This is a genomic window from Brevibacterium pityocampae, assembly GCF_039541555.1.
Lineage (GTDB): Bacteria > Actinomycetota > Actinomycetes > Actinomycetales > Brevibacteriaceae > Brevibacterium > Brevibacterium pityocampae.
On record NZ_BAABGL010000017.1, the window covers coordinates 60,859 to 86,503 of the forward strand.

Sequence of the window (25,645 nt, forward strand, 5' to 3'; positions counted from 1 at the left end):
AGGTCCTGGGCGGGCTTCTGGAGGCCGCCCACCTGCTGTTACTCTGAACCAGTCCCAACCCCTGGCGGCGACATCCGCGTCCCCGCCCCCGAGGCCGAAAGGCGACCGATGTCGACAGCAGCGGCAGGCACGCAGGGCTCCCCGCCCGGCAAGACCGACGACAACCTCAACTTCCTCATGCGCTCCCTGGTCTTCATCGAGAAGGCCGGCAACAAGCTGCCGCACCCGTTCTGGCTGTTCCTCAGCCTCGCGGTGATCGTCATGATCCTGTCGTGGATCCTCGCGAATGCGGGCACCTCGGCGGTCAACCCGGCGACGGGGGAGACCGTCACCGCGGTCAACCTCCTGTCGCAGGACAACCTCCGTGAGATCGTCGCGAACGTCGTGACGAACTACGTGACCTTCCCCGCCCTCGGTCTCGTGCTCGTCGTGCTGTTCGGCGTCGCCGTCGCCGAGCGCTCCGGCCTCATCCCGACGATCATGCGCTCGGCGATGGCGAAGACCTCGCCGCGCTGGATCACCCTCATCGTCGCGCTCACCGGAGCCGCGGCCTCGATCGCCTCCGACGCCTCGTACATGATCGTCATCCCGCTCGGCGGGCTCGCGTTCAAGGCCGTCGGCCGCAACCCGGTCATCGGCTGCGCCGTGGCCTACGCCGCGACCTCCGGCGGCTACTCCGCCGCCCCGTTCGTCAACAGCCTCGACGCGATCCTCGGCGGCATCTCCACCTCGGCCGCCCACATCATCGACGAGAGCTACACCGTCACCCCGGTGGCGAACCTCTACTTCAACTTCGTGTCGATGTTCGCCGTCGCGATCGCGATCACCATCGTCACCGAGCTCCTCCTCAACAAGCGCGGCGAGCAGCTCGAGCTCACCGAGGAGGAGGTCCCCGAGGGGGAGGACCGCGACCTCACCACGAAGGTCACCCCGGCGGAGAAGCGCGGCATGATCGCCGCCCTCATCACCCTCATCGTGTGCGTCGGCATCGTCGTGGCGCTCGCCTGGCCGGCGGACTCCTTCCTCCGCGACACCGAGGGCGCCTTCGGACCCGAGTCCGGCCTCATGGCCGGGATCGCCGCGATCATCGGCTTCGGCTTCTTCGTCATCGGCATCGTCTACGGTGTGGTCACCGGCTCGATCCGCCACCCCAACGACGTCCCGGAGATGATCGTCAAGGGCGTCGCGCCCTTCGTCCAGGTGCTCGTCCTGTTCTTCGCCGCCTCCCAGTTCCTCGCCCTGTTCAAGATGTCCGCGCTCGGCGAGATCCTCGCGATCCGCGGCGCCGAGTTCTTCCAGGAGATCGGTGCGAGCACCTTCCTCATCCTGTTCGGCGCCTACCTGCTCGTCGCCGTCGGAGCGCTCTTCATCACCTCGGGCTCGGGCCTGTGGACGCTCATGGCCCCGGTCCTCGTGCCGATGCTCATGCTGCTCAACATCTCCCCGGAGACCACGCAGGCGGTGTACCGCATCGGCGACTCGACGACGAACATCGTGTCGCCCATGAGCCCGTACTTCGTCATGATCCTCGGCTTCATCCAGCGCTACAAGAAGGACGCCGGGATCGGCACCCTGCTGTCCCTGACGATCCCGCTGTCGATCGGCATGTTCATCGTCTGGGGCCTGCTGTTCTTCGTCTGGTGGGCGCTCGGCATCCCGTGGGGACCCGGTGCGGCGATCAGCTACGAGCTGCCGGGCTGAACGCCCGCGGGCCTGCGCATAACAGGTCTGTAACGCCCGCTCGGGGACCCCTGGACTCAAGGGTTCTGTCAGATTCGGACTGTACTGTTGTGGACGGACGACATCCGCCCTCGAAAGGAATTCTATGAGCAATCCGCTTGTACGCCGCGGCCTCGAACAGGGGATCCAGGCCGGGCGCTCCCAGACGCCGGCCCCGTCGGCCGAGCAGCTCGACCAGATGTACCGCATGCCCTCGGCAGAGCGCCCGACGGCACCGGCCGAGCGGCCGATGACCTACGACGACGTGCTGATGAAGACCGCGTTCTGCTTCGCGGTGCTCCTCGCCGGTGCGGTCGTCGGCTGGTTCATGCCGATTCTCGCGCTGCCCGCGGCGATCGTCGGGCTCGTGCTCGGCCTCGTCAACGCCTTCAAGCGCGAGCCGAACAAGGCCCTGATCCTGCTCTACGCGGGCATCCAGGGCGTGTTCCTCGGCGGCATCTCCGGGATCTTCGAGGCGAGCTACTCCGGCATCGTCATGCAGGCCGTGCTCGCCACGCTCTGCGTGTTCGGTCTGATGTTCGCGCTGTTCCGGTTCCGCGTCATCCGGATGAGCAAGGGATTCACCAAGTTCCTCATGCTCGCCGTCGGCGGCTACGCGCTGTTCTCGATCGTCAACTTCGTGTTCGTGCTCGCCACCGGCTCCGGCGGCGCGCGCAGCGTGGAGATCTCGATCATGGGCGTCACCATGCCGCTCGGCGTGCTCATCGGCATCGTCGCGGTCGTGCTCGCCTCGCTCACCCTCGTCGCCGACTTCCAGATGATCGAGGACGGCGTCAAGCACCGGATCCCGGAGCGCTACTCCTGGACCTGCGCGTTCTCGCTCATGGTCACCCTGGTGTGGCTCTACATCGAGATCCTGCGCCTGCTCTCGTACTTCCGGAGCAACTGAGGCGCAGGACGGCTGAGGCACAGGCCCACATGAAACCGGACACGGCGGCGGATCTCCACACGGAGATCCGCCGCCTCCGCATTCGCATCGCCGGGCTCAGCGGCGATGAGCTCGACGCCGGGCGGCGCACGGAGATCCGCAGCGCGCTCAGCGCGCTCTCCGCCCTGTCCGCGGACGGCCGCCCGGTCCCCGCACTCGCCGACCGGGTGCTCGGCGATCAGCTCGTCGTGCTCCTCCAGGACTGCCTGCCGGAGTACGGCGCCGCGCCCGCCGTCACCGCCCGGGCGCTGCAGATCGCCGTGGAGTTGCGGCGGCACCTGGCATGAGTCCGGTCCCGGCCGCGCCCGGGCGGATCGCACCTCGGACGCGGGTGAGCCCGGCGGGCCGTCCGGGTGCCGGGCGGCATTCCGGCCCGGTCGGGTGACCCCGGTCACCTTCCGGATCGGGCGCAGGATAGGGTGAGCCGGACGAGTCCACCCGGAACCGGAGCGCCGCTGCCGGCCGGGGGCTCGTCGCGGAACTGCTCGCACCCCACTGGAAGGCCAGCGCTCATGTTCGGATTGCCGGCGGTCACCACCGCGGTCCTCATCGGGATCCCCCTCTTCTGGGTCCTCTACACCATCGGGTTCCTCGTCGTGTCGCGGAACTGGGCGCGGGAGGACGCAGACACGGATGCCCCGGGCGGCCCGAGCGCACCTGCCGGCCCCGGGACACCGGCCGGACCCGCCGGTGCGACGGGGGGTGACGTGCGATGAACCTCGAGACGATCTTCCTCATCATCTACTTCATCGCGATGATCGCGATCGGCGTGTGGGCGATGCGCCGCGGCACCCAGGACTCCGAGGGATTCCTGCTCGGCGGCCGCAGCCTCGGCCCGGCGGTCACCGCGCTGCGCCTGCAGAGCTCGTCGATGTCGGGCTACATGTTCCTCGGTGCCGGCTCGCTCGGCTACACCCAGGGCTACTTCGGCATGTGGTACGCGATGGGCGACATCGGCGGCGGCGTGCTCAACCTGTCGATCCTCGGCCGCCGGATGCGCAAGCTCTCCCAGATCCTCGGCTCGCTCACCTCGATCGAGTATCTCGAGCACCGGTATCCCTCGAGGTGGACGCGGCTGATCGCTGCGCCGATCGCCCTGTTCTGCATCTTCTTCTACGTCATGAGCCAGTTCATCGCCGGCGGCCGCGGGCTCGAGATGGTCACCGGGGTCCCCTACGTGTGGGCGCTTGCGATCGCGATCGGCGTCATCGTCGCCTACACCTTCCTCGGCGGGTACCTCGCCGTGGCCTACACCGACTTCGTGCAGGCGATCATCATGGTCATCGGCATGCTGTGGATCCTCATCGCCACCCTCATGGCCGTCGGCGGACTCACGGCCGGCAACACCGCGGTCGCGGAGATCAACCCGAACCTGCTGTCGATGTGGGGTCCGGACGGGATCGCCGGGGTGCAGTGGGGCGTGATCATCGGCGCGCTGCTCGTGTTCTCCATCGGCTACATGGGCTGGCCCCACGTCAACGTCAGCCACATGGCGATGAAGAACCCCTCGGTGGCCCGCCGGGCGGGTCTCTACGCGACCGTCTACAACCTCCTCTTCATCCCGGCGCCCTACCTCATCGGCGTGCTCGCCCTCATCATCGTGCCCAACCTCGCCGACCCGGAGCTCGCGATCTTCGAGGTCGCGGACATCGTGCTGCCGGCCTTCGCCGTCGGAATCGTCATGGCCGCGATCATGGCCGCGATCATGTCCACCGCCGACGCCCTGCTGCTCCAATCGGGCACGATCGCGAGCTACGACCTCTTCCGCCGGTTCATCAACCCGCGCATGACCGACCGGCAGTCGGTGTGGGTCTCCCGCATCACGGTGCTCCTGCTCGCGATCATCGGCTACGTCGTCGCGATCGTCGGCGCCCCGGCCGTCGCCCAGGTCGTCATCTTCTCCACCACCGTGCTCGGCGCGGCCTTCGTGCCGGCCTACGTGTGCGCGGCCTGGTGGAAGAAGGCGAACACCGTCGGCGCGATCTCCTCGATGATCGTCGGCACCGTCGTCGTCGTCGTGTGGCAGTTCTCCGGACTCGTCGACGTCACCGGGATCGACCCGATGGGCGTGGGCATCCTCGCCTCGACGCTCGCGATGATCATCGGCTCGCTCGTCACCCAGCGCACCAGCCCGGTGCCCGCCCATGTCCACGAGGCACTCGTGGAGACCGACCGGGTCGGTCCGATCCCGGCGCGCCTGCTCACCGGGCAGAACCCCGCGCTCGGCGGCCAGGTGCCCGGCACCCACGGATCCGCCGACCGGGCGTGAGCGCACTCCCGGGCGCGCTGCGCCTGCCGGTCGTGTGCGGCGCCGCCGAGGCGCGGGCCGTGCTCGTCCGGCGCCTGCCCGGTGCCGCGGCGAGCGCGACCGCCGTCGTCCACCCGTACTGGTGGGTGCGCGCCGGGGTGCGGCGCACCGGCCTCCGCAGAGCCGGCAGAGGAGCAGGTGCCGGTGCGGGAGCAGGCGGGGGAGACCCGCTCGGCGAGATCGTCGACGTGCTCGTCGACGTCTACTCCGGCAAGGGATTCATCGCGGCCTTCGAGCCGCACGGGGAGCCGGTCGAGGAGGCGGAGTTCGTCGCCGCGCTCGAACGCACACCGATCCCGGAGGACGACGCGGTCGAGGTCGCACGGAACCTCCTGCGCACCCGGGTGCAGCGCCGCTGGAAGCTCGGCATGGGCTACCGGGTGGAGATCGCGGAACCGGTCCGCGGGGTGCTCAAACCGAACTGGCTCGTCAGCGGCCGCGACCGCACGCACGCCGTGCAGATGCTCGTCGACGGGCTCGACGGCACCCACTTCGTCATCAGCGCCCAGGCGCTCTAGACACGGGAGGACCCACCATGCACGTCATCGTCGTCGGGGCTGGGATCGTCGGGCTCGCGAGCGCCTTCCACCTCGCCCGGGCGGGTGCGGGGGTCACCGTGCTCGAGCGCGAGCGGGTGGCCGCCGGGGCGAGCTGGGGCAACGCCGGCTGGGTGTGCCCGGGGCTCGTCGCCCCGCTCGCCGAGCCCGGTGGGTGGCGCCATGGGATCCAGGCGCTCACCGACCCGGACGCCCCGCTGTCCGTGCCGCGGCCCACCCCGCAGATCCTCAGGTTCCTCACCCGGTTCGCCGCCCAGATGACGACCAAGCGGTTCTCCGCGGCCATCGAGGCCAACGCCCCGCTCACCCGCGAGGCGCTCGCCGCGTTCGACCGGCTCGCCGAGTCCGGGGTGACCGCTCCGGTCCACCGCGCGGACTACCACGTGGGGGCGGAGTCCGCCTCGACGATCGCCGCATTCGAGCACGAGGTCGAGCTGCTCGCAGCCTCCGGCGTCGAGGTCGCCGTTCGCCGCACCGATCCGGCCGGACTCCCGTACTTCACCGACCGCGTCGCGCACGCGCTCACCGTCACCGGGCAGGCCTACATCGATCCCGGAGCCTACTGCCGGGACCTCGCGAGGGCCGCGCGCGCCGCCGGCGTCGAGATCCGCGAAGGGGTCGAGGTCGTCGCCGGGCACGCGGGGAGCTCCGCGGTCAGCCTCATCGACTCCGCGGGAGCCGCGCACACCGCCGACACCGTGCTCGTCGCGGCCGGCGCCTGGTCCGACGAGGTCCTCGGCCCGGTGTTCGGCACCCGCGCACGGACCCGGCAGACGAGCGGCCGCGGCTACTCCTTCACCGCCGCCGTGGCCCCCGGCCGGATGCCCGAGGGTCCCGTCTACCTCCCCACCCAGCGCATCGTGCTCACCCCGTACCGCGCAGGCGTCCGCATCGCCGGGACGATGGAGTTCCTGCCCCCGGATGCCCCGCCGCGCCCGGGCCGGATCGACTCGATCGCCGCGACGCTCGAGCCGTTCGTCACCGGGATCGACCTCGCCGACACGAGCGACCACTGGGTGGGCCCGCGCCCGGTGAGCGACGACGGCCGGCCGGTGCTGCGCCGGGTGGCTCGACGCGGGTACGTCGCCACCGGACACGGGATGTGGGGGATCGTCCTCGGACCCGTCACCGGGGAGCGGATGGCCGAGCACATCCTCGCCGGCGGCTGAACCGACGGTTGAACCGGCGGCTGAACCGGCGGCTGAGCCGGCGCCGCGAGCGGCCGGTGCGACCCGCCCTCCGTAGTCGTGTCCGTGGGGTGCGGGGCCGACCCGGGGTGAGGCACATCACGGCACCGTGATGTAATGGCGTCTGAAGCGCGCAGAGTGAACGATCGAACGGGGAGCGGTGCGGTGAAGACGGAGCCGGAGCGGAGGCTGTGGTCGAAGGACTTCATCCTCGCCCTCGTCATCTGCATCTTCCTGTCCTTCGTCTTCTACCTCCTCGTCACCTCGATGGCGGAGTACGCGGTGACCCGCTTCGCCGCCTCGGACACCGTCGCCGGCTTCACCGCGAGCGCATTCGTCGTCGGCGCGCTCATCGCCCGGATCTTCACCGGCGCGTTCCTCGACGTCGTCGGCCGCTACCGGGTGCTCATCGTGTCGCTCGGCGCCTCGGTCGCGGCCTCCCTGCTCTACCTGCTCGCCGACTCCCTGTGGCTGCTCATCGTCGTCCGCCTGCTCCACGGGATGACGTTCGGCGTCGGGCACACCGCGATCATGGCCGCCGTGCAGAGCATCATCCCGCCGGCCCGGCGGGCGGAGGGCACCGGCTACTTCTCGACCTCGACGACGCTCGCGGCCGCGCTCGGGCCGTTCATCGCGCTCACCGTCATCGCCGACCTCGGCTACGACTGGCTGTTCGTCGTGTCGACCGCCTTCACCCTCGTCGGATTCCTCGGGCTCTTCTTCCTCCGCGTCCCGGAGCTCGACAGCCGGTACGTGCCGCGGGTCGGCCTCACGACCTTCCACCCGCGGAACCTCCTCGACCGCGACGGGCTGCGGATCGGGGGAGTGATGTTCCTCTGCGGCATCGCCTACTCCTCCGTCATGGCGTTCCTCTTCGGGTACACCTCGCAGATGGGGATGGCGCACGCCGCGCCCTACTACTTCCTGTCCTTCGCGTGCTTCTCGCTCATCGCCCGGCTCACGCTCGGCCGGGTGCAGGACCGGTACGGCGACAACATCGTCGTCTACCCGCTGTTCGTGTGCTTCCTCGCCGCGATGGTGCTCGTCGCCGCGACCCAGGCGACCTGGATGATCGTGCTCGCCGGGATGCTCGCGGGCGTGGGCTTCGGCTCCCTCATGGCGAGCGCGCAGGCGATCACCATCACCGCCGCAGGCCCCGCCCGCGTCGGGGTGGCGACCTCGACGTACTTCCTCATGATGGACCTCGGATTCGGGATGGGCCCGATCCTGCTCGGCACGCTCGTCGGCGCATTCTCCTACGAGGCGATGTACCTCGTGGCCGCCGGTGTCGTGTTCGCCGCCGGGGTCCTCTACTTCCTCGTCCACGGCCGCTTCGCCCGCCGCCGCGCCCGAGGTGGCGGCCACCGGGCCGGCTGACCCCGGGTCGAGCATCGAGTGGTCACCTCTCTTCGGTTACGCGCGGGTATTCGAAGAGAAGTGACCATTCGACGGCAGTCGGGCCCGAGCCCGGGGCTCAGGCCAGGGCGCGGCGCAGGGTGTCGAGGCCGACCGAGCCGAGGTCGAGCGCGCGGGAGTGGAACGCCTTGAGGTCGAAGGCACGGCCGTCCGCCTCGGCCGCGGCGCGCGCCTCCTCCCGGGCCTGCTCCCACAGCCGGCGGCCGATCGCGTAGCTCGGCGCCTGGCCGGGCCAGCCGAGGTACCGGTCGAGCTCGAAGGCGAGGAAGCTGCGGTCCATCGCGACGTTGGCGGTGAGGAACTCCCACGCCTTGTCCGCGTCCCAGATCCCGCCGCCCACGGACTCCGGTGCCTCGAGGCCGCAGTGCACACCGATGTCGACGCACACCCGGGCGGCCCGCACACGCTGCGAGTCGAGCATGCCGAGGCGGTCGGCCGGATCGTCGAGGAAGCCGAGCTCGGCCATGAGCTTCTCCGCGTAGAACGCCCAGCCCTCGCCGTGGCCGGACACCCAGCAGATCTGCCGGCGCCAGGTGTTGAGCGTGTCCTTGACGACGACCGCCTGCCCGATCTGCAGGTGATGGCCCGGCACGCCCTCGTGGTACACGGTGGTGAGCTCCTGCCAGGTCGAGAAGGTCTCCACCCCGGCCGGCACGGACCACCACATGCGGCCCGGCCGGGAGAAGTCGTCGGTCGGCGGGGTGTAGTAGATGCCGCCGGTGCCGTCGGCGAGCACCATGCACTCGATCGTGCGGACGGGTTCGGGGATGTCGAAGGCGGAGCCGCCGAGCGCGGTGATCGCGGCATCGGCCTTCTCCTGCATCCACGAGCGCAGCGCGTCGAGGCCGTGGAGCTGCTGGGCGGGATCGGCGTCGAGATCGTGCATGACGGCGAGCACGTCCGTGCCGGGAGCGATCCGCTCCGCGATCCGGCGCTGCTCGGCATCGATCCGTTCGAGCTCCGCGAGGCCCCAGGCGTAGGTCTCGTCGAGGTCGACCTCGGTACCGAGGAACGCGCGGCTCAGCAGCCGGTAGTCCTCGCGCCCGCAGGCGTCCTCCTCACGGGCGTGGGGAGCGATCTCCTCGGCGAGGAACTCCGCGAGCTCGACATAGGCGGTGCGGGCGGTCTTCGCGGACTCGGCGAGCTCGGCGGCGAGCGCCTCGGGCACCGCGGTCGCCTTCGCGACGAAGCGGTCGAAGTGCCCGCCGGCCTTCGCCGCCTCGCGCGCCTGCTCGATGCCGCGCTCCACCTGGCGGCGGGCCGGGGCGCGCCCGGCATCGCGTGCGGCGAGCAGGCTCTCGCGGTACCCGGCGAGCGCGGTGTCGACCGCTCGGAGCTTCGCTGCGCTGTGCTCCCAGTCGGCCGTCGTCTCCGTCGGCACGAGGTCGAACAGCTCGCGCACCTCCTGCAGGGGCGAGGCGATGACGTTGAGCTGCCCGATGTCGAGGCCCGCGGCGTGGAGGTCGCGCTCGACGCCGAGGCGCTCGCGCATCGCATCGAGCGTCACCGCATCGACGGCGTCGGGCGCGGTGCCGTCGGCGGCCATCGCCGCCTCGGCCTCGTCGAGCGCGGCGAGGGTGCGTGCGTTGAGGGCGTCGCGGGCGGCGGCGCCGGCCGGTGAGTAGTCGTCGAGCACGGTCTCGTCGCCGGGCCGGCCGAGCTCGACCCGCAGGGCCGGGGACATCTCGATGAGCCGCTCCGTGTGCTGCTCGGCGACGGCGTCGATGGCGGACGGGGTGCGGTGCTGGGTCTCGGTGGTCATGGCCACCACCCTACCGATCCGGGCGCCCGGTAGAGTTGATCCGTTCGGGACGGAGCCGGGCGGGAGGACGGACGGCCAGTGGAGCAGCAGCGGTTGTGGACCCGGGACTTCGTCCTGGCGTTCCTCGTCAACCTCACGATGTCGCTGACCTTCTACCTCCTCATGACCTCGATGGCCGGCTACGCGATCGAGCGCTTCGGGGCCGCGGACTCCGTCGCCGGGCTCGCCTCGAGCGGATTCATCATCGGCGCGCTCATCGCCCGGGTGTTCGCCGGCAAGTACCTCGACTTCATCGGCCGCAGACGGATGATCCTCGGCGCTCTCGTCGTGTTCGTCGCGTGCGCGGCGCTCTACGTCCCGCTCACCGGGGTGTGGGCGGTGATCGCCGTGCGGGTGGTCCACGGCATCGCGCTCGGGGCGGGGAACACCGCGGTCATGGCGGCGGTGCAGACGATCATCCCGCCGGCCCGCCGCGCGGAGGGCACGGGGTACTTCGGCACCTCGACGACGCTCGCCACCGCGGTCGGCCCGTTCCTCGCGACCCACACCGCCCAGCTCGGCGCGCCGGACGCCGCGAGCGCCTTCTTCATCCTGTTCGCGATCGTCATGCTCGCCGCCCGGCTGCTCGTCGGCCGGATCCAGGACCGGCACGGCGACGACGTGGTGATGTACCCGATCTTCGCCCTCTTCACGCTCGGGCTCGTGCTCATCGCGCTGGCCGACTCCGGGTGGATGATCGTCGTGGCCGCGGTGCCCATGGGTCTGGGCTTCGGATCCCTGTTCCCGTCCGCGCAGGCGATCGCCGTCACCGTCACCGCGCCCCACCGGGTGGGTCTGGCGATCTCGACGTTCTTCATCATGCTCGACCTCGGCACCGGGCTCGGGCCGGTGGTGCTCGGCACTCTCGTCCCGCGCCTCGGGCTGTCCGGGGTGTACCTCATCTGCGCCGGGCTCGTCGTGCTCGCCGCCGGGGTGTACTACCTGTTCCACGGGCGCAGCCGCGGCGGCAGGCCGGGCACGCGCGGCTGAGGGCATCGGCGAGCGCGCACCCGCAGCACGGCTGGCGGCCGGGTCGGCCGACGCAGCCGGGGCGCGCGGCTGAGAGCGGGCGGCCCGGCGTGCGCGGGATCCGCGCGGTCGGGCTCGGAAGCGGTCGGGCTCGGAAGCGGTCGGCCTCAGAAGCGGTGGCGCCAGGACCCGGCCGGGGTGCGCCGGTGGGCGCGCGCCGGAGCGGCGAAGCGCGAGGCGCGCGGCTCCGGGGTGTCGGCATGCATCGCCTCGACGTGACGGAGTGCGACGAGCGCGGCCACGACGGCCGCCCGGGCGAGCTCGCGCTCCCGCTCCGGGCTCAGCGGTTCGGACCCCGGCAGCGGCTCGACGGCGACCGGCAGGTCCGGTGCGTGCGCCCCGGCCGGCGCGGACTGCGCCCCAGCGGGTGCCGCGTGTACCTCGGCGCGCTCCTGTCCGTCGGTGTGCTCCCCGGTCACAGCGGGATGTTCCCGTGCTTGCGGCTGCTCGCCTCCACGTGCTTGTTCGCCAGCGCCCGCAGTCCGCGCACGATCCGCTCGCGGGTCTCCCGCGGGGCGATGACGGCGTCGATGTAGCCCTCCTCGGCGGCGAGGTACGGGTTGAGGAGCGCATCCTCGTACTCCTGGATGAGCTCCTCGCGCTTCGCGTCGACGTCCTCACCGGCGTCGGCGACGGCCTTGAGCGTCTTGCGGTGGACGATGTTCGCCGCGCCCTGGGCGCCCATGACGGCGATCTGCGCACTCGGCCAGGCGAGGTTGAGGTCCGCGCCGAGCTGCTTGGAGCCCATCACGCAGTAGGCGCCGCCGTAGGCCTTGCGGGTGATGAGCGTGATGAGCGGGACGGTCGCCTCGCCGTAGGCGTAGATGAGCTTGGCGCCGCGGCGGATGATCCCGCCGAGCTCCTGGTCGGTGCCCGGCAGGAACCCGGGGACGTCGACGAAGGTGAGGATCGGGAGGTTGAAGGCGTCGCAGAACCGGACGAACCGGGCGGCCTTCTCCGAAGCGTCGATGTCGAGCGTGCCGGCGAGCTGCATGGGCTGGTTGGCGATGATGCCCACGCTGCGGCCCTCGACGCGGCCGAACCCGGTGACGACGTTCGGCGCGAACAGCTCGGACACCTCGAGGAACTCCCCGGCGTCGAGCACCGTGGTGACGACGTCGAGGATGTCGTAGGGCTGCGCGGGGGAGTCGGGCATGAGCGCGTCGAGCGCCTCGTCGTCGGAGTCGACGGTGAGGTCGGCCGGGGCGTGGACGAGCGGGGCCTCGTCGAGGTTGTTCGACGGCAGGAAGGAGATGAGGTCGCACACGAAGTTGAGCGCGTCGGACTCGTCGGCGGCGAGGTAGTGGGCGTTGCCGCTCACCGAGTTGTGGGTGCGCCCGCCGCCGAGCTCCTCGTGGCCGACGTCCTCGCCGGTGACGGTGCGGATGACGTCGGGGCCGGTGATGTACATGTGCGAGGTGCCGTCGACCATGATCGTGAAGTCGGTGAGCGCCGGGGAGTACACGGCACCGCCGGCCGAGGGTCCCATGATGAGGCTGATCTGCGGGATCACGCCGGAGGAGGCGACGTTGAGCCGGAAGATCTCCGCGAACAGCGCGATCGAGCCGACGCCCTCCTGGATCCGCGCGCCGCCGGAGTCGTTGATGCCGATGATCGGGCAGCCGAGCTTGAGCGCGAGCTCCTGCACCTTGACGATCTTGCGGCCGTTGGCCTCCGCGAGCGAACCGCCGAGCACGGTGAAGTCGTGGGCGAACACCGCGACGGTGCGCCCGTCGATGGTGCCGAGGCCGCACACCACGCCGTCGCCGTCGGGCCGGTTGGCCTGCATCCCGAACTGCGTGCTGTGATGGCGGACGAACTCGTCGATCTCCTGGAAGGAGTCGTCGTCGAGCAGCTGGTCGATCCGCTCCCGGGCGGTCTGCTTGCCCCGTTTGTGCTGGTTCTCCACGGCCCGTTCGCTGCCGGCGTGGGCCGCCCGGCGGCGGTCCTCGAAAGCGGCGATGCGGTCGGCGGTCGTGCGCGGCACAGAAGTCTCACTCATGGTGTCAGCCTAACGGCGGGGGTGCGCCGTTGTATCCGGGTGCCAAACCCCATAGGGTGATCTGGTGCACACCGAACCTTCCCGCCGTCCCTTCGACCTGCCCCGATTCCAGGAGCTGAGCGAGCGATCCCGGACCCCGGTGGCGCACCTCGAATGGCCCGCCGAGCTCGGCTCGACGAACGACGCGCTCGCCGAACGCCTCACTGCCGACCCGGACTCCTGGCCCGACTTCTCCGTCCTCGGCACCGACTTCCAGTCCGCAGGTCGCGGGCGCCTGGGACGCGTGTGGACCGTGCCGCCCGGCGCCTGCCTGACCTTCTCCCTGCCCGTCCGCGTTCCGGCGGCCTTCCCGATCGAGATGATCGGCTGGCTGCCCGTCGTCACCGGCTGGTGCGTCGCCGAGGCGCTCGGCGCGGCCGGTGCCGGTGCCGGCGTCAAGTGGCCCAACGACGTGCTCGTCGACGGACGCAAGATCTGCGGCATCCTCACCCGCGCCCATCCCGCCGTCGGCGGCACGATCGTCATCATCGGCATCGGGATCAACGTCTCGCTGACCGCCGCGGAGCTGCCCGTGCCGACCGCGACCTCGCTCCTGCTCGCCGGGGGCTCCACCGACCGCGAGGCGCTGCTCGCCGGTGTGCTGGAGCGCCTGCGCCCGGCCGTCGCCGAGGTGCTCGCGGCGGGGGAGGGGGCCGGCGCCTCGGCGTCCGCCGCCGGGGTCCGTGAGGCGATGGTCACCCTGGGTGCGGACGTGCGCGTCGAGCTGCCCGGGGACGAGCACTTCACCGGCCGGGCCGTCGCGCTCGACGACACCGGCGCGCTCGTCGTCGACGTCGGCGGCGCGCGCCGCCGGGTGAGCGCCGGTGACGTCGTCCACGCGAGGGCGCTGTGAGCGCTCCGTTCGACGACGGCACCCAGCCGGATCCCGATGGCGCCGGCCCGGTCCCGGATCCGCCCACGGCCGGGCTCGACGGCAGGCCCGGGCTCGACGGGGGAGCCGAGGAGCCGCACGGCCCCGATGACTGGTCGGCCCCGGACGTCGATCCCGACGAGGAGATCGATCCCGGGGTGATCGGGGAGCGGGAGCGCAGGGAGATCGAGGACACGATCTTCGAGATGCGCTCGGCCGCGGCCCGGCTCGAGGAGACTCTGCTCGGCGGCAAGCGGGTGCTGACCCGCCGCGAGGTCGCCCAGCTCGCCGGGGTGTCGACGATCTCCGCCCGCAAGTTCTGGCGCACCCTGGGTCTCGCCCGGGTGCCCGAGGGGCAGGTCGCCTTCACCGTCAACGACGCCACCGCGCTGAGCGAAGTCGCCCGGATCGTCGGCACCGACCAGCTCGACGAGGAGACGGTGCTCTCTCTCATGCGCGCCACCGGTCAGACCACCGACCGGCTCGTCGTGTGGCAGATGGAGACGATCGTCGAGTACCTCTCCGATGAGCGCGGCTACTCCGACTCCGAGGCGCGCGCCGTCGTCCTCGACCTGTTCGAGGAGATCCTCGACCCGCTCGAGGCGGTGCTCGTCTACTCGTGGAAGCGCAACCTGGCAGGCGCGCTCGGCCGGCTCAACATCAATCCGGCCAGTGGTCATCCGGTGGACGCCGGCCACGGCTGGTACGACTCCTCGATGCCGCTGGCCCGCGCGGTCGGCTTCGTCGACCTCGTGTCCTACACGCGGCTCTCGCAGCAGATGGAGCCGCGTCAGCTCGCGTTCATGGTCAAGCGCTTCCAGGACCTCGCCTACAACGTCGTCGCGACCGGCGGCGGGCGCGTCATCAAGACCGTCGGCGACGAGGTGTTCTTCGCCGCGCAGACCCCGCACGACGGGGCGGAGATCGCGCTGCGCCTGCAGGAGGAGATCCAAGCCGACGTGCAGCTGCCGAAGGCCCGCGTCGGGTTCGCCTGGGGGCGGGTGCTCTCCCGCCTCGGGGACATCTTCGGGTCGACGGTCAACCTCGCTGCCCGGCTCACCGCGGTCGCGGACCCCGGGAAGGTCGTCACCGACTGGGACACCGCCCACATCATCCAGCGCACCGATGACTACGAGTTCGCAGGCCACAGCACCCTCAACCTCCAGGGGCTCGGCGAGGTGTCCGTGCTCGAGATGGAGCGCGGCACCGCGGAGCCGCTGGCGATGGACATCACCGGCGACAGCTGAGCGGCAGCGGTTCGGGATCCGCCTCGGACGGCTGCACCAGGCGGAGCGGCTCAGAACAGGGAGCCGGGCTCCTCATCGTCCGCGCCGTCCTCGTCGCGGCTGATGATCACCGCGGCGTCGTCCTCGTCCGTGCGCGCCCGCGCGATCTCCTCGCGGCGCGCCTCGAGGTCGGGATCCCGGCGGCGCGGGGCGTGCGCCGGCAGATCGAGGGAGTCGTCCCCGCCCGGTGCGCTCGCGGCAGCCCCACCGGCCCCGGCATTCGCCTCCGCGGCCTCGGCGGCGGCCGCCTCGTCCGCCTCGGGCTCGGCCCCGCGGGCATGGGGGAGGGCGCCGAGCGCATCGATCTTCGTCTCCAGCGGGGTGCCGGTGCCGTCGCGGCGGCCGTACTCCTCGGGCAGGGCGCGCGCTCCGCCGCCGGCTGCCGCGGCCTGCGGTGACGGACCGGTGTGGGCGAGCGCGAGGCCGGTCTCCCCCTTGAGGAACCGGTGGGCGCGCACGCCGCCGGTCGCCCGGCCCTTCGTGGGGAACTCCGCGAGCGCGGTGAGCTTGATCGACAGCGCGGGCTCCCCGTTGAAATTCACGCCGTCGGCGACGGTGACGACAGTGTTCTCCTCATCCGGGTCGACGAGGTCGACGGCGATGACGCGGGCGTCCGCGGCGACCTTCATCCCCGCCACGCCCCCGGCGTTCCATCCCTGTGCGCGCACGAGGTCCGCGCCGTAGGTGAGGAGCTGGCCGTTCGAGGCGATGAGGACGAGCCGGGCGGCATCCGGGTCCGGGAGCTGCCCGACGCCGACGACGGCGTCCTTCGGCTTGAGGTTGATGACGGGCCACGAGTCCTTGTTCGCCGGCGCCTCGGCCCCGGCGACGCGCTTGATGACGCCGCCGGCGGTGCCGAGGAAGAAGTCGGTGCCGATGTCGACGAGGGCGAGCACCCGCTCCCCGGCGTCGAGGGTGACGAACTCCCCGATCCGCACCCCGCCGGCGAGACCCGGCCGGGTGGCCTGCGGCGGCAGGGCCGGAAGGGCGACGATGTCGACGGTGAGGAGCCGCCCGGCGGAGGTGATCGCCCCGACGGTGCCGCGCGTGGTCGTCGCCACCTGGGAGCGCAGGGCGTCGTGGGACACCCGCCGGCCGGTCGTGGGCAGCGGGGCAAGGCTGTTCGTGCGGGCGATCCGGCCGGAGGTCGACAGGAGCACCCAGCAGGGCTCGTCGGCGATGGTGAGCTCGGGGGCGCCGGCCTTCCGCCGCGCCCCGGTGACCTCCTGGGTGCCCTCGACGAGCGCGGTGCGGCGGGCGGAGTCGATCGCCTCGGCGGCCTCGCCGAGCTCGGCGGACACGAGCGCGCGGAGCTTCGCGTCGGAGGCGAGGATGCTCTCGAGGTGTGCGATCCGGGCACGGAGCTCGTCGCGCTCGGCCTCGAGCTCGAGCCGGGAGAACTTCGTCAGCCGGCGCAGCTGGAGGTCGAGGATGTAGGTGGCCTGGAGCTCGGACAGGTCGAACACGTCCATGAGCCGGCCGCGGGCGGTCGGCGCGTCGTCGGAGGACCGGATGAGCTGGATGACCTCGTCGATGTCGAGGATCGCGATGAGCAGGCCCTCGACGAGGTGGAGCCGGTCTTGGGCCTTGCGGAGCTGGAAGCGGGTGCGGCGGAGCACGACGGAGAGCCGGTGGTCGACGTAGACCTCGAGCAGCTCCTTGAGCCCGAGCGTGCGCGGCTGGCCGTCGACGAGGCACACGTTGTTGATCCCGAAGGAGTCCTCCATCGGCGTGAGCCGGTAGAGCTCGGAGAGGACCGCGTCGGGGTTGAACCCGTTCTTGATGCCGATGACCAGGCGCAGGCCGTGCTTGCGGTCGGAGAAGTCGTCGATCGAGGCGATGCCGGTGAGCTTCTTCGCCTGCACCGCGTCCTTGACCTTCTCGATGACCTTCTCCGGACCGACGAGGTACGGCAGCTCGGTGACGACGATGCCCTTGCGGCGGGCGGTGAGGTTCTCGAACTTCACCGTCGCCCGGGTGCGGAAGGTGCCGCGCCCGGTCTCGTAGGCCTCACGCACCCCGGCCAGCCCGATGATCCGGCCGCCGGAGGGCAGATCCGGGCCGGGCACGAAGCGCATGAGCTCGGACAGACCGGCCTGCGGGTTCTCGATGAGGTGGCGGGCGGCGGCGATGACCTCTCCGGGGTTGTGCGGGGCCATGTTCGTCGCCATGCCGACGGCGATCCCGGAGGCGCCGTTGATGAGGAGGTTGGGGAATGCCGCCGGCAGGATCTCGGGCTGGGTGAGCGTGTTGTCGTAGTTCGGGACGAAGTCGACGACGTCCTCGTCGAGCCCGGCGATCATCGCCATCGCGGCGGGCGTGAGCTTCGCCTCGGTGTAGCGGGGGGCGGCCGGCCCGTCGTCGAGGCTGCCGAAGTTCCCGTGCCCGTCGACGAGCGGGACGCGCATGATGAAGTCCTGGCTCAGGCGGACGAGCGCGTCGTAGATCGCGGTGTCGCCGTGCGGGTGGAGCTTGCCCATGACGTCGCCGACGATGCGCGAGGACTTGACGTGCCCGCGCTCGGGGCGCAGCCCCATCTCGCCCATCTGGTGGATGATCCGGCGCTGCACGGGCTTGAGGCCGTCGCGGGCGTCCGGCAGGGCCCGGGCGTAGATCACCGAGTAGGCGTACTCGAGGAAGGAGGTCTCCATCTCCTCGGAGACGTCGATGTCGACGATCTGGCCTGCGACCGGCTCTGCCATGGAACTCCTCACACTGCGAAAACGACAGGCTCATCCTACCCGCGAACCCGCCTCGAGCCCGGGATCCCGCGGTTCGCGCCGGGTGCGCGTCGGGCCGGAACGCTGTCGGCGGCGCCGTGCGCTCGCCGGCTGCAGTCGGGCCCGACGCGCGCCCGCCCCGCTCGGATCGTTCGGTCCTCGACGACCCGTGTGCAGTACGTAATGGAAAAGTCGGAACGTGGTGGCATCAACGGTGGCACTTCTGTCCGGAACCACCACGGTTGCGGACGCGAGATGCGCGGCCGCCTCGGGTGCAGCTGCTGGGCCGGTCGGCAGCGGGGTGCGGCGGTGGCCGGGGCGCATCCCTCTGAAGTGCGGCGCAGCATCCGCGCCGGGGAGCCGGGGCCGTCCACGGCCGACGCGACCGGTGCGCGCATCCTCGGGTCACAGGCGGATGCAGCGCGAGGTCACATCGACCGGTGACGAGGATCGGCCGTCCACAGGTTCGCAAGCCCTCTCGCACACGCGCGCCGTCCATTCCAGGCTGGGGCTATGTACAACGTCTTCTCCCGAGCTCAGGCCCGGGCCATCGGGATCGAGCCCGCCGTCCTCCAGTCGTCCCTCGCCTGCTGCCTCATCCGGGTCGCCCGCGGCATCTATGCCGTCGCCGCGGACTGCTCGCACCCCGCCCATGCGCGGCTCCGGTACTTCCTCGAGGATCCCGCGCTGCTCCTCGCCCGGAGCCGAGGTGCCGCGCCGGATCGCGCACGACCGCACCCGGGCACGCTCTCCCGGTGGGAGCGCGATCGCCTCGACCATGTGGGGTGGCTCGCCTGCACCGGACGGATCGCACCGGGCGACATCGTCAGCCACCGTTCGGCCGCGATGGTGCACGACCTCCCGCTCCTGCCCGGCCGTCTGACCCGGCTCGAGGTCAGCAGTTCGCACGGCAGGATCACCACCCCCGGGCTGCGGCGACGCGAGCGGGTCATCGCGGACGAGGACATCGTCGAGGCGCATCCGATCGGGTCGCTCCGGGTGACCTCGCGGGCGCGCACAGTCGTCGACCTCATCCGCGATTGCGGCACGGAGACCGGGATCATGGCCGCGGAGTGCTTTCTCGGGCGCCCCGGTACCGACGAGCACGGGCGCCCGGGACGGTTCCCGCTGCCGGCCGCCGTGCGACAGCGGCGGAAGGCGGTGCTGTGCGATGCGGCCGGTCGACTTCCCGGCTGCTGGGGTGCCGCGCGCCTGCGCAGAGTGCTCGATCTCGGCACGGGGCTCTCGGAATCCCCGGCCGAGGCATTGGCGCTGCTCGGCTTCCACAGCGTCGGCATCGGCGACATCATCCAGCAGGCGGAGCTGTACACGGACCAGGGTGCGTTCATCGGGCGGGTCGACTTCCTCCTCGAGCGCCTCGGCCTCGTCATCGAAGTCGATGGCGAATCGAAGTACCGTGCGTCCGGAACGATCCTCATGGACCGCAGAGCGCTCCTGCGGGAGAAGCGGCGGGAGAACGCGATCCGCGCGCTCGGGTTCCGGGTGCTCCGCCTCGAATGGGCGGATGTCATCGATCCGCAGCGCTTCGTGGCAGCCCTCCGCAGCGTCGGGGCCCTGCGCTGACCGAGACCTCGCGCGTGGAAGTGTGGTGGTTTCGGTGATGTGTACGAGCGGCAACGGCACCACACTTCGCCGATGCCACCACAATCGGATTCGAAGGGGCGAGACGCGCCCGGCCGCGGGCTGCCGGGGGAGCTGTGACAGGGTGGGGCCATGACTGTGCGCGAACTCACCGCGGCCGAGGTGGCCGCCCATGCCGACGAGCTGCTGCGGATCCAGGTCGCGGCCTTCCGCATCGAGGCCGAGATCCTCGGCCACGACCGGATCCCCTACCTCTACGAGACCGTCGAGGACATCACCGCGCCGGGCCTGCGCTGGATCGCCGACGTCGTCGAGCACGCGGATCCGAGCACCGTGAGAACCGGGGACACCGGGAGCATCGACACCATCGCCGAGGTGCGCGGGGCGGTCGTGCTCGCGCAGCGGCAGGCCGGGCTCTTCGTCACGCGCGTCATCGTCGACCCCGCCCACCACCGCAAGGGCGTCGCCTCCGGCCTCCTCGGCCAGGCCCAGGAGCTCGGGCAGCGGCTGTTCGTCATCACCTCGCAGGACAACCCGCCGGGCATCGGGATGTACCGCAAGGCCGGGTTCGCCCGGGTGCGCGACGTCGAGATCGACACCGGGTCGATCCTCACCGAGTACGCCTGGGAGCCCGCTGCCGGCTGAGGGTGCGCCCGCCTCGTGCCCGGCGCGCGGACTGGTGCTGCAACGGTCACCCGCATGCTGGCCCGGCCGGAACGGTGGGACGTCAGATCGAGAGTGGTGGCTTCAACGGTCGCACACCTGCACGAAACCACCACACCCGCGCCCGGCCCGCTGAGCCCGGCCAGCTGAGCCCTGCCGGCCGGCCGGGTCCGCGGGGCTCAGCCTCCGCTCATGCGGCGGCGCTGGGAGTCGATCCGGTCGGCCGAGGCCTCGAGCTCGACCTTGACGCTGAGGATGTGCGAGTCCGACTCGGTGACGACGATCGGCTGGATCTCGACGTCGCGGATCGCCGGGAACGCCTCGACGAGCGCGGACAGCCGCAGCAGGACGTCCTCCGTCGGCTCCATGTTCATCACCGGCAGGCCCTTGTAGCCGAACAGGCGCGGAGAGGCCTTGAGCGAGCGCACGAGCTGGGCGGCGTCGACATCGGTGAGCGGGGCGACCCGGTGGGCGACGTCGTCGAGCAGCTCCGAGGTGTCCCCAGCGAGCGAGAACGACACCATGGGGCCGAGCAGCGGGTCCTCCCCGGCGCGGATCACGCAGGCCGAGCCGGGAGGGGCCATCGCCTGGACGTCGATCCCGTGATCGTCCCCGGGGTCGAGCACCGAGTCGATGACCGCGGAGACCCCGGCCCAGTCCTCGCGCAGCTCCTCGGGGTCGTCGACGTTGAGGCGCACCCCGCCGAGCTCCATCCGGTGGCGCAGCCGCTTGTGCACGGCCTTGAGTGCGACCGGGTAGCCCAGGGTGTCTGCGGCGGCGAGCGCCTCGTCCACGGTGCGGGCGGTGAGGTAGGGGAGGAACTCGAGCCCGTAGGCGCCGAGCAGCGCGCGCGTGTCGTCGCGCCCGAGCAGCACGGTCTCCCCGGGCTCCACGCCGGCGAGATTGCGCTCGATGATGTCCCTGGCGGCGCGCGGGTCGACGTTCTCCAGCTCCGGGTAGCGGCCCCGGTCGGACTTGCGCCACATCGCGTACTCGGTGGCACGGGCGAGTGCCCACACGGCGTCCTCCGGTCCCATGTAGCTCGGCACGCTGCGCGCCGCCCGGGACCCGTCCTCCTGCGGCGTGTACGCGGTGAGCTCGTCCTTGACGCCGTGCACCCCGAGGAAGCAGGCGACCGTCGTGATGCCTGAGCGCGCCGCCTCGTCGGCGAGCACCGCGGCGATCTCGCGCTCCTCCGCGCCGGCGGAGGGGGCGAAGGTCACGACGACGGAGTCGACTGCGGGGTCGGCGTACATGTCCTTGAGCGCGGCGGCGAACTCCTCGGCATGCACCTCCGGGTGGAGGGACACCGGGGCGGTCTCGACGCGCAGGCCCTCGGAGCGGGCGCGCTGGACGACGAGTGTGGAGAGCGCCGCGGAGTTGCCCACCACGCCCACCCGCCGGCCGGCCGGCAGCGGCTGGAAGGAGAACACCTGGGCGACGTCGAACAGCTGGTGGATGGTGTCGGCGCGGACGACTCCGGCCTGTGTGAGGACCTGGTCGAGCGCGGTCGCCGACAGGCTCGACACGCGCACCTGGTGGCCGGGCGGGAGCTCGCGGCCGGTGAACGCGGACTTGACGACGATGACCGGCTTGACCTGCGACACCCGGCGGGCGATCCGGGAGAACTTGCGCGGGTTGCCGATCGACTCGAGGTAGAGCCCGACGGTGGCGGTGGCCGGGTCCTCCTCCCAGTACTGGAGGAGGTCGTTGCCGGACAGGTCGGCGCGGTTGCCGGCGGACACGAACGTCGAGATCCCCAGTCCGCGGGTCTTCGCCGCGGCCAGCAGCGCCGTGCCGAGCGCTCCGGACTGGCTGAACAGCCCGAGCGTCCCGGCGTCCGGGAGGAACGGGGCGAGCGAGGCGTTGAGGGACACCTCGGGCGCGGTGTTGGCGAGGCCGAAGGAGTTCGGTCCGACGACGCGCATCCCGTGCGAGCGGGCGGTGGCGACCATCTCCCGCTGGAGCTCGAGGCCGTGCTCACCGGTTTCGGCGAAGCCCGAGGAGATGACGACGACGGACTTCACCCCGCGGGCGGCGCAGTCGCGGACCACCTGGGCGCACGATTCGGCGGGCACCGCGATGACCGCGAGGTCGATCGGCTCGGACACTGCGTCGAGCGAGGGCACGGTGGGGAACCCTGCTACGGAGTCGGCCTCCGGGTGGACGACGGTGATGGTGCCGGTGAAGCGGGCAGCGGTGAGATTGCGCAGGAGCAGGTTGCCGGTGGAGTTGCGCTTGCGGCTGGCGCCGATGACGACGACCGAGCCCGGGTGGAGGATCGAGCGGACGCTCTTCGCCTCCGCTCGGTGCTCGCGGGCCTCCTGCACCTGGATCGACTTCTCCGTCGGGTCGATCTCGAAGCGGACGGCGACGACGCCGTCGTCGAATTCGCGGGAGACCTCGTACCCGGCGGCGGCGAACACCTGGAGCATCGAGCGGTTCTGGGGGAGGACCTCGGCGGTGAAGACCTCGAGGCCGCGCTCGCGGGCGGCCGCGGCGAGGTGCTCGAGGAAGATCGACCCGATCCCGCGCCCCTGGTGGGCATCGGCGATGTTGAACGCGACCTCCGCGGCGGTGTCGTCGATCCGGTCGTAGCGGGCGACGCCGATGATCTCCTCGCCGATCGTCATGACGAAGGCCACCCGGTCGCGGTGGTCGACCTGCACGAACCGGGCGAGGTCCTTCTCCGGGAGCACCGGCAGCGGAGCGAAGAACCGCAGGTAGATCGACTCCGGCGACTGCTTGCTGTGCATGGTCTGGATGCCGTCGGCGTCCGAGGGGCGGATGGGCCGCACGTGCGCCGTCGCTCCATCGCGCAGCACGACATCGGCTTCCCAGTACGACGGATAGGGTTCCATGCACCCAGCATAGTGATCCGCACGGACCCGGTCACCACCGCCGCGGGAGTTCCCTGACGCGGAGCCCGCGGCGGTCCCGGCGGGCGGATGCGTCCCTCCGGATCGGCCGTGTCCGCGCCCTGCGGCACAATGGTGCCCATGGCTCTTCCGAAAACTCTCGCCTCCGACCTGCAGGCCGCGGGCTACTACCCGCAGCTCACCGGCAGCATGCTCATCGAAGCGCTGTTCGGAGAGGACATCCTCGCCCACTACGTCCACATGGACACCCACGTCGACCTCGACGCGATCCACCGGCACGTCACCGCCTTCCTCGTCACGCCGACCCGGCTCCTCCTCGCCCACGTCGACGACGAGCCCGACGCCGTCCCCGGCCACCGTCCGCGCGGGGTCACGTCGACGGAGGACATCCCGCTCGAGCGCCTGCGCACCGTCCTCATCAGCCGCACCTACGAGGACCCGGCGGAGTACCGGTCCTCCGACCGGCCGGTCGAGGTCGCGATCACCCTGGGCTGGGGTGCAGTGCGCCGCATCGAGACCTTCCCGGAGACCTGTGGGGACCCCGACTGCGACGGCGACCACGGCTACAGCGGCTCCCTGTTCTCCGAGGACGTCACCCTGCGCGTGTCCGCCCAGGCCGAGGGGCAGGGCGCGGTCGACCGGGCCGAGGACTTCGTCCTGCAGCTGCGCCGCGCGGTGTTCGCCGCCCGCCGAGCGGCCTCCTGACATGCGCACCGCCCCGCCCGACTACGCCTCCGCCGCGCTCCTGTCCGACCTCGTGCCGGCCGCCGCGCTCGGCCTCGGCGCCGGGGAGATCCTCGACACCGGCGTCCGGGAGCGCGCCGCGCGCCTCGGCCTCGACGCAGAGGTGCGGGTCGCCGTCGTCGTGCTCGTCGACGGGATGGGCGCCCGCCTGCTGCGGGACCGCGCCGCCCATGCCCCGTTCCTCCGGGGCCTGCTGCCCGACGCCGGGGCGCTGAGCGCCGGCTTCCCCTCGACGACGGCGAACTCGCTGTCCTCGCTCGGCACCGGGCTGCTGCCGGGATCCCACGGCGTCATGGGCTACCGTCTCCTCGACCCGGACCGCGACGTCGTGTTCAACCAGCTGACCTGGGACCCCGAGGTCGACCCCGAGCAGTGGGTGCCCGACGCCACCCTGTTCGAACGGCTCGGCGATGCCGGGGTGGACGTCGTCAGCCTCGGCGAGCCGAAGTTCGCCGGGCGCGGCCTCAACCAGGCATCGCTGCGCGGCGGTCGGTTCCGCGGCTCGCAGACGTTGAGCGAGCGCGTCGACCACGCCCGCGAGGAGATCCGCCGGCCGGGCCGCCGGCTCGTCTACCTCTACTGGGGGAACCTCGACAAGACCGGGCACGTCCACGGGGTGGACTCCTGGGAATGGCTCGAGGAGCTCGAGCACCTCGACGATCGGCTCGCCGCGCTCGCCCAGGCGCTCCCGGCGGATGCCGAGCTCCTCATCACCGCCGACCACGGCATGGTCGACGTGCCCCACGACTCCCGGATCGATCTCGCGGAGACCCCGGAGCTGCGGGCGGGGGTGCGCGCCATCGGCGGTGAGCCGCGCGCCGTCCACGTCTACGCGCAGCCCGGCGCCGCGGCCGAGGTGCGCGCCGCCTATCGCAGCGTGCTCGGTGAGCGTGCCCTCGTGCTGACCCGGGACGATGCGATCGGCCGGGGATTCTTCGGTCCCGTGCGGCCGGTCAACCGGGCTCGGATCGGCGACCTCGTCGTCGTCTGCGACGCGGGTGTGGGGATCGTCGACTCCGAGCACGACTCGCCGGCGGCGCTCGCGTTGCTCGGCCACCACGGCGGGATCACCGAGCGCGAGCTCGAGATCCCGCTGTTGCGCGCTCGCGGCTGAGCCGAGCGCTCAGGACCTCCGAGCCGAGCTGCGCAGCACGGCGCGCGGCTCGGTCACCGGTGTGCTCCTCAGTGCGCGCCGTCGGGCTCGGTCCCGGTGTCGACGGCGGGGCTCCCGGCCCCGCCCGCCGCTCCGGTCCCCTCCTCGAAGCGCAGCACCTCGCGGCGCCGGGCGGGCCGGCGCGGTCCGACCCGGTAGATCACCGAGCGGTACATGAGGTAGCGGAAGATGTTGCCCAGGCCGACGCCGATGACGTTGGCGGAGATGTTGTCGGCGAGCGCGGAGCGCAGGCCGAGCACGTAGTGCGAGAACCACAGGCAGGCCATCGCGATGAGCAGGCCGCCGGCGTTGACGAGGAAGAACCACATCGCCTCCTTGCCCGCCGAGCGGTTCCGCCCGTCCTTGAACGTCCAGTACCGGGAGCCGATCCAGCTCACCGTGGTGGCGACGGTGACGGAGATGATCTTCGCCCACATCGGCCCGATCCCCACCGCCTCGAGCCGCAGCACGTTGAACAGGGTGAAGTCGACGACGAACGCGATGCCGCCGACGACGGAGAACTTGGCGACGCGCTCGGCCTCCTTGCGTAAGCGCATCCCGTACCCGTCCGTCGTCGATCGATTGAGGAATCGGGACCGGCGCCCGCGGAGCAGCGGCGTTCCGTGCGTGCTGCACCGGGTCGGCGCCCGTGAACCGTGCAGCAGAAGTCCCCGCACAACGGTACCGGAACCCGCCTGTGGTCCCGCTGTGGGACACCCG

The 25,645-nt window shown here is 71.6% G+C and carries 21 protein-coding genes; 15 read left to right on the top strand and 6 right to left on the bottom strand.

Annotation, left to right across the window (positions count from 1 at the left end; translation table 11 throughout):
- Positions 1–108 precede the first annotated feature (108 nt).
- From ABD883_RS11045 to ABD883_RS11080, 8 genes are all read left to right on the top strand, one after another.
- Complete coding sequence (locus ABD883_RS11045) at positions 109–1,701, top strand: AbgT family transporter (protein WP_295689969.1); 1,593 nt, start codon at positions 109–111, stop codon at positions 1,699–1,701.
- 124 nt (positions 1,702–1,825) lie between these two features.
- The gene (locus ABD883_RS11050; protein ID WP_101651294.1) at positions 1,826–2,629 is read left to right on the top strand and encodes a Bax inhibitor-1/YccA family protein; all 804 of its coding nucleotides are present in this window, start codon (positions 1,826–1,828) and stop codon (positions 2,627–2,629) included.
- 29 nt (positions 2,630–2,658) lie between these two features.
- Positions 2,659–2,955, top strand: coding sequence for a hypothetical protein (locus ABD883_RS11055; protein WP_345032102.1), 297 nt, complete (start codon positions 2,659–2,661; stop codon positions 2,953–2,955).
- A gap of 225 nt (positions 2,956–3,180) precedes the next feature.
- The gene (locus ABD883_RS11060) at positions 3,181–3,384 is read left to right on the top strand and encodes a hypothetical protein (RefSeq protein ID WP_137319169.1); all 204 of its coding nucleotides are present in this window, start codon (positions 3,181–3,183) and stop codon (positions 3,382–3,384) included.
- On the top strand, positions 3,381–4,937 hold the full coding sequence (locus tag ABD883_RS11065) for a sodium/proline symporter (protein ID WP_265809651.1): 1,557 nt from the start codon (positions 3,381–3,383) through the stop codon (positions 4,935–4,937). The genes ABD883_RS11060 and ABD883_RS11065 overlap by 4 nt, the downstream gene beginning before the upstream one ends.
- Complete coding sequence (locus ABD883_RS11070) at positions 4,934–5,494, top strand: hypothetical protein (protein WP_265809652.1); 561 nt, start codon at positions 4,934–4,936, stop codon at positions 5,492–5,494. Before ABD883_RS11065 ends, ABD883_RS11070 begins: the two co-directional genes overlap by 4 nt.
- 17 nt (positions 5,495–5,511) lie before the next feature.
- The gene (locus tag ABD883_RS11075) at positions 5,512–6,702 is read left to right on the top strand and encodes an NAD(P)/FAD-dependent oxidoreductase (RefSeq protein ID WP_345032106.1); all 1,191 of its coding nucleotides are present in this window, start codon (positions 5,512–5,514) and stop codon (positions 6,700–6,702) included.
- 183 nt (positions 6,703–6,885) lie between these two features.
- The gene (locus ABD883_RS11080) at positions 6,886–8,097 is read left to right on the top strand and encodes an MFS transporter (RefSeq protein WP_295689481.1); all 1,212 of its coding nucleotides are present in this window, start codon (positions 6,886–6,888) and stop codon (positions 8,095–8,097) included.
- Between the two features lie 97 nt (positions 8,098–8,194).
- Here the strand turns inward: ABD883_RS11080 and ABD883_RS11085 are convergent, their stop codons facing one another.
- Complete coding sequence (locus ABD883_RS11085) at positions 8,195–9,898, bottom strand: DUF885 domain-containing protein (protein WP_295689480.1); 1,704 nt, start codon at positions 9,896–9,898, stop codon at positions 8,195–8,197.
- Between the two features lie 78 nt (positions 9,899–9,976).
- Between ABD883_RS11085 and ABD883_RS11090 the strand changes: the two genes are divergently transcribed.
- Complete coding sequence (locus tag ABD883_RS11090; RefSeq protein WP_295689479.1) at positions 9,977–10,927, top strand: MFS transporter; 951 nt, start codon at positions 9,977–9,979, stop codon at positions 10,925–10,927.
- Between the two features lie 146 nt (positions 10,928–11,073).
- Here the strand turns inward: ABD883_RS11090 and ABD883_RS11095 are convergent, their stop codons facing one another.
- Both ABD883_RS11095 and ABD883_RS11100 read right to left on the bottom strand, forming a co-directional pair.
- A complete protein-coding gene (locus tag ABD883_RS11095) occupies positions 11,074–11,385 on the bottom strand; it encodes a hypothetical protein (RefSeq protein WP_295689478.1) in 312 nt (103 codons plus the stop codon).
- Positions 11,382–12,968, bottom strand: coding sequence for an acyl-CoA carboxylase subunit beta (locus ABD883_RS11100; protein ID WP_247618826.1), 1,587 nt, complete (start codon positions 12,966–12,968; stop codon positions 11,382–11,384). Before ABD883_RS11100 ends, ABD883_RS11095 begins: the two co-directional genes overlap by 4 nt.
- A 64-nt stretch (positions 12,969–13,032) precedes the next feature.
- On the opposite strand from ABD883_RS11100, the gene ABD883_RS11105 reads away from it, so the two are divergent.
- Together ABD883_RS11105 and ABD883_RS11110 are read left to right on the top strand one after the other, a co-directional pair.
- Positions 13,033–13,860: a biotin--[acetyl-CoA-carboxylase] ligase gene (locus ABD883_RS11105; protein WP_345032112.1), complete on the top strand. Its 828-nt coding sequence runs from the start codon at positions 13,033–13,035 to the stop codon at positions 13,858–13,860.
- A complete protein-coding gene (locus tag ABD883_RS11110; protein ID WP_295689473.1) occupies positions 13,857–15,125 on the top strand; it encodes an adenylate/guanylate cyclase domain-containing protein in 1,269 nt (422 codons plus the stop codon). The genes ABD883_RS11105 and ABD883_RS11110 overlap by 4 nt, the downstream gene beginning before the upstream one ends.
- A gap of 50 nt (positions 15,126–15,175) precedes the next feature.
- On the opposite strand, the gene ABD883_RS11115 is transcribed toward ABD883_RS11110, so the two are convergent.
- A complete protein-coding gene (locus ABD883_RS11115; protein WP_345032116.1) occupies positions 15,176–17,866 on the bottom strand; it encodes a DNA gyrase/topoisomerase IV subunit A in 2,691 nt (896 codons plus the stop codon).
- Between the two features lie 531 nt (positions 17,867–18,397).
- Between ABD883_RS11115 and ABD883_RS11120 the strand changes: the two genes are divergently transcribed.
- Both ABD883_RS11120 and ABD883_RS11125 read left to right on the top strand, forming a co-directional pair.
- Positions 18,398–19,468, top strand: coding sequence for a PDDEXK family nuclease (locus ABD883_RS11120; protein ID WP_295689470.1), 1,071 nt, complete (start codon positions 18,398–18,400; stop codon positions 19,466–19,468).
- 150 nt (positions 19,469–19,618) lie between these two features.
- Positions 19,619–20,131 carry a GNAT family N-acetyltransferase gene (locus ABD883_RS11125; protein ID WP_137319181.1) on the top strand — a complete coding sequence of 171 codons (513 nt, stop codon included), beginning with the start codon at positions 19,619–19,621 and terminating at the stop codon, positions 20,129–20,131.
- A gap of 197 nt (positions 20,132–20,328) precedes the next feature.
- Here ABD883_RS11125 and ABD883_RS11130 read toward each other — a convergent pair whose 3' ends face one another.
- On the bottom strand, positions 20,329–23,010 hold the full coding sequence (locus ABD883_RS11130; RefSeq protein WP_295689468.1) for a bifunctional acetate--CoA ligase family protein/GNAT family N-acetyltransferase: 2,682 nt from the start codon (positions 23,008–23,010) through the stop codon (positions 20,329–20,331).
- Positions 23,011–23,148: 138 nt separating this feature from the next.
- On the opposite strand from ABD883_RS11130, the gene ABD883_RS11135 reads away from it, so the two are divergent.
- Together ABD883_RS11135 and ABD883_RS11140 are read left to right on the top strand one after the other, a co-directional pair.
- A complete protein-coding gene (locus ABD883_RS11135) occupies positions 23,149–23,733 on the top strand; it encodes a DUF5998 family protein (protein ID WP_137319183.1) in 585 nt (194 codons plus the stop codon).
- 1 nt (position 23,734) lies between these two features.
- Positions 23,735–24,886, top strand: a complete 1,152-nt coding sequence (locus ABD883_RS11140) for an alkaline phosphatase family protein (protein WP_295689465.1) — start codon at positions 23,735–23,737, stop codon at positions 24,884–24,886.
- Between the two features lie 68 nt (positions 24,887–24,954).
- Here ABD883_RS11140 and ABD883_RS11145 read toward each other — a convergent pair whose 3' ends face one another.
- Positions 24,955–25,482: a GtrA family protein gene (locus tag ABD883_RS11145; protein ID WP_295689463.1), complete on the bottom strand. Its 528-nt coding sequence runs from the start codon at positions 25,480–25,482 to the stop codon at positions 24,955–24,957.
- Positions 25,483–25,645: the final 163 nt, after the last annotated feature.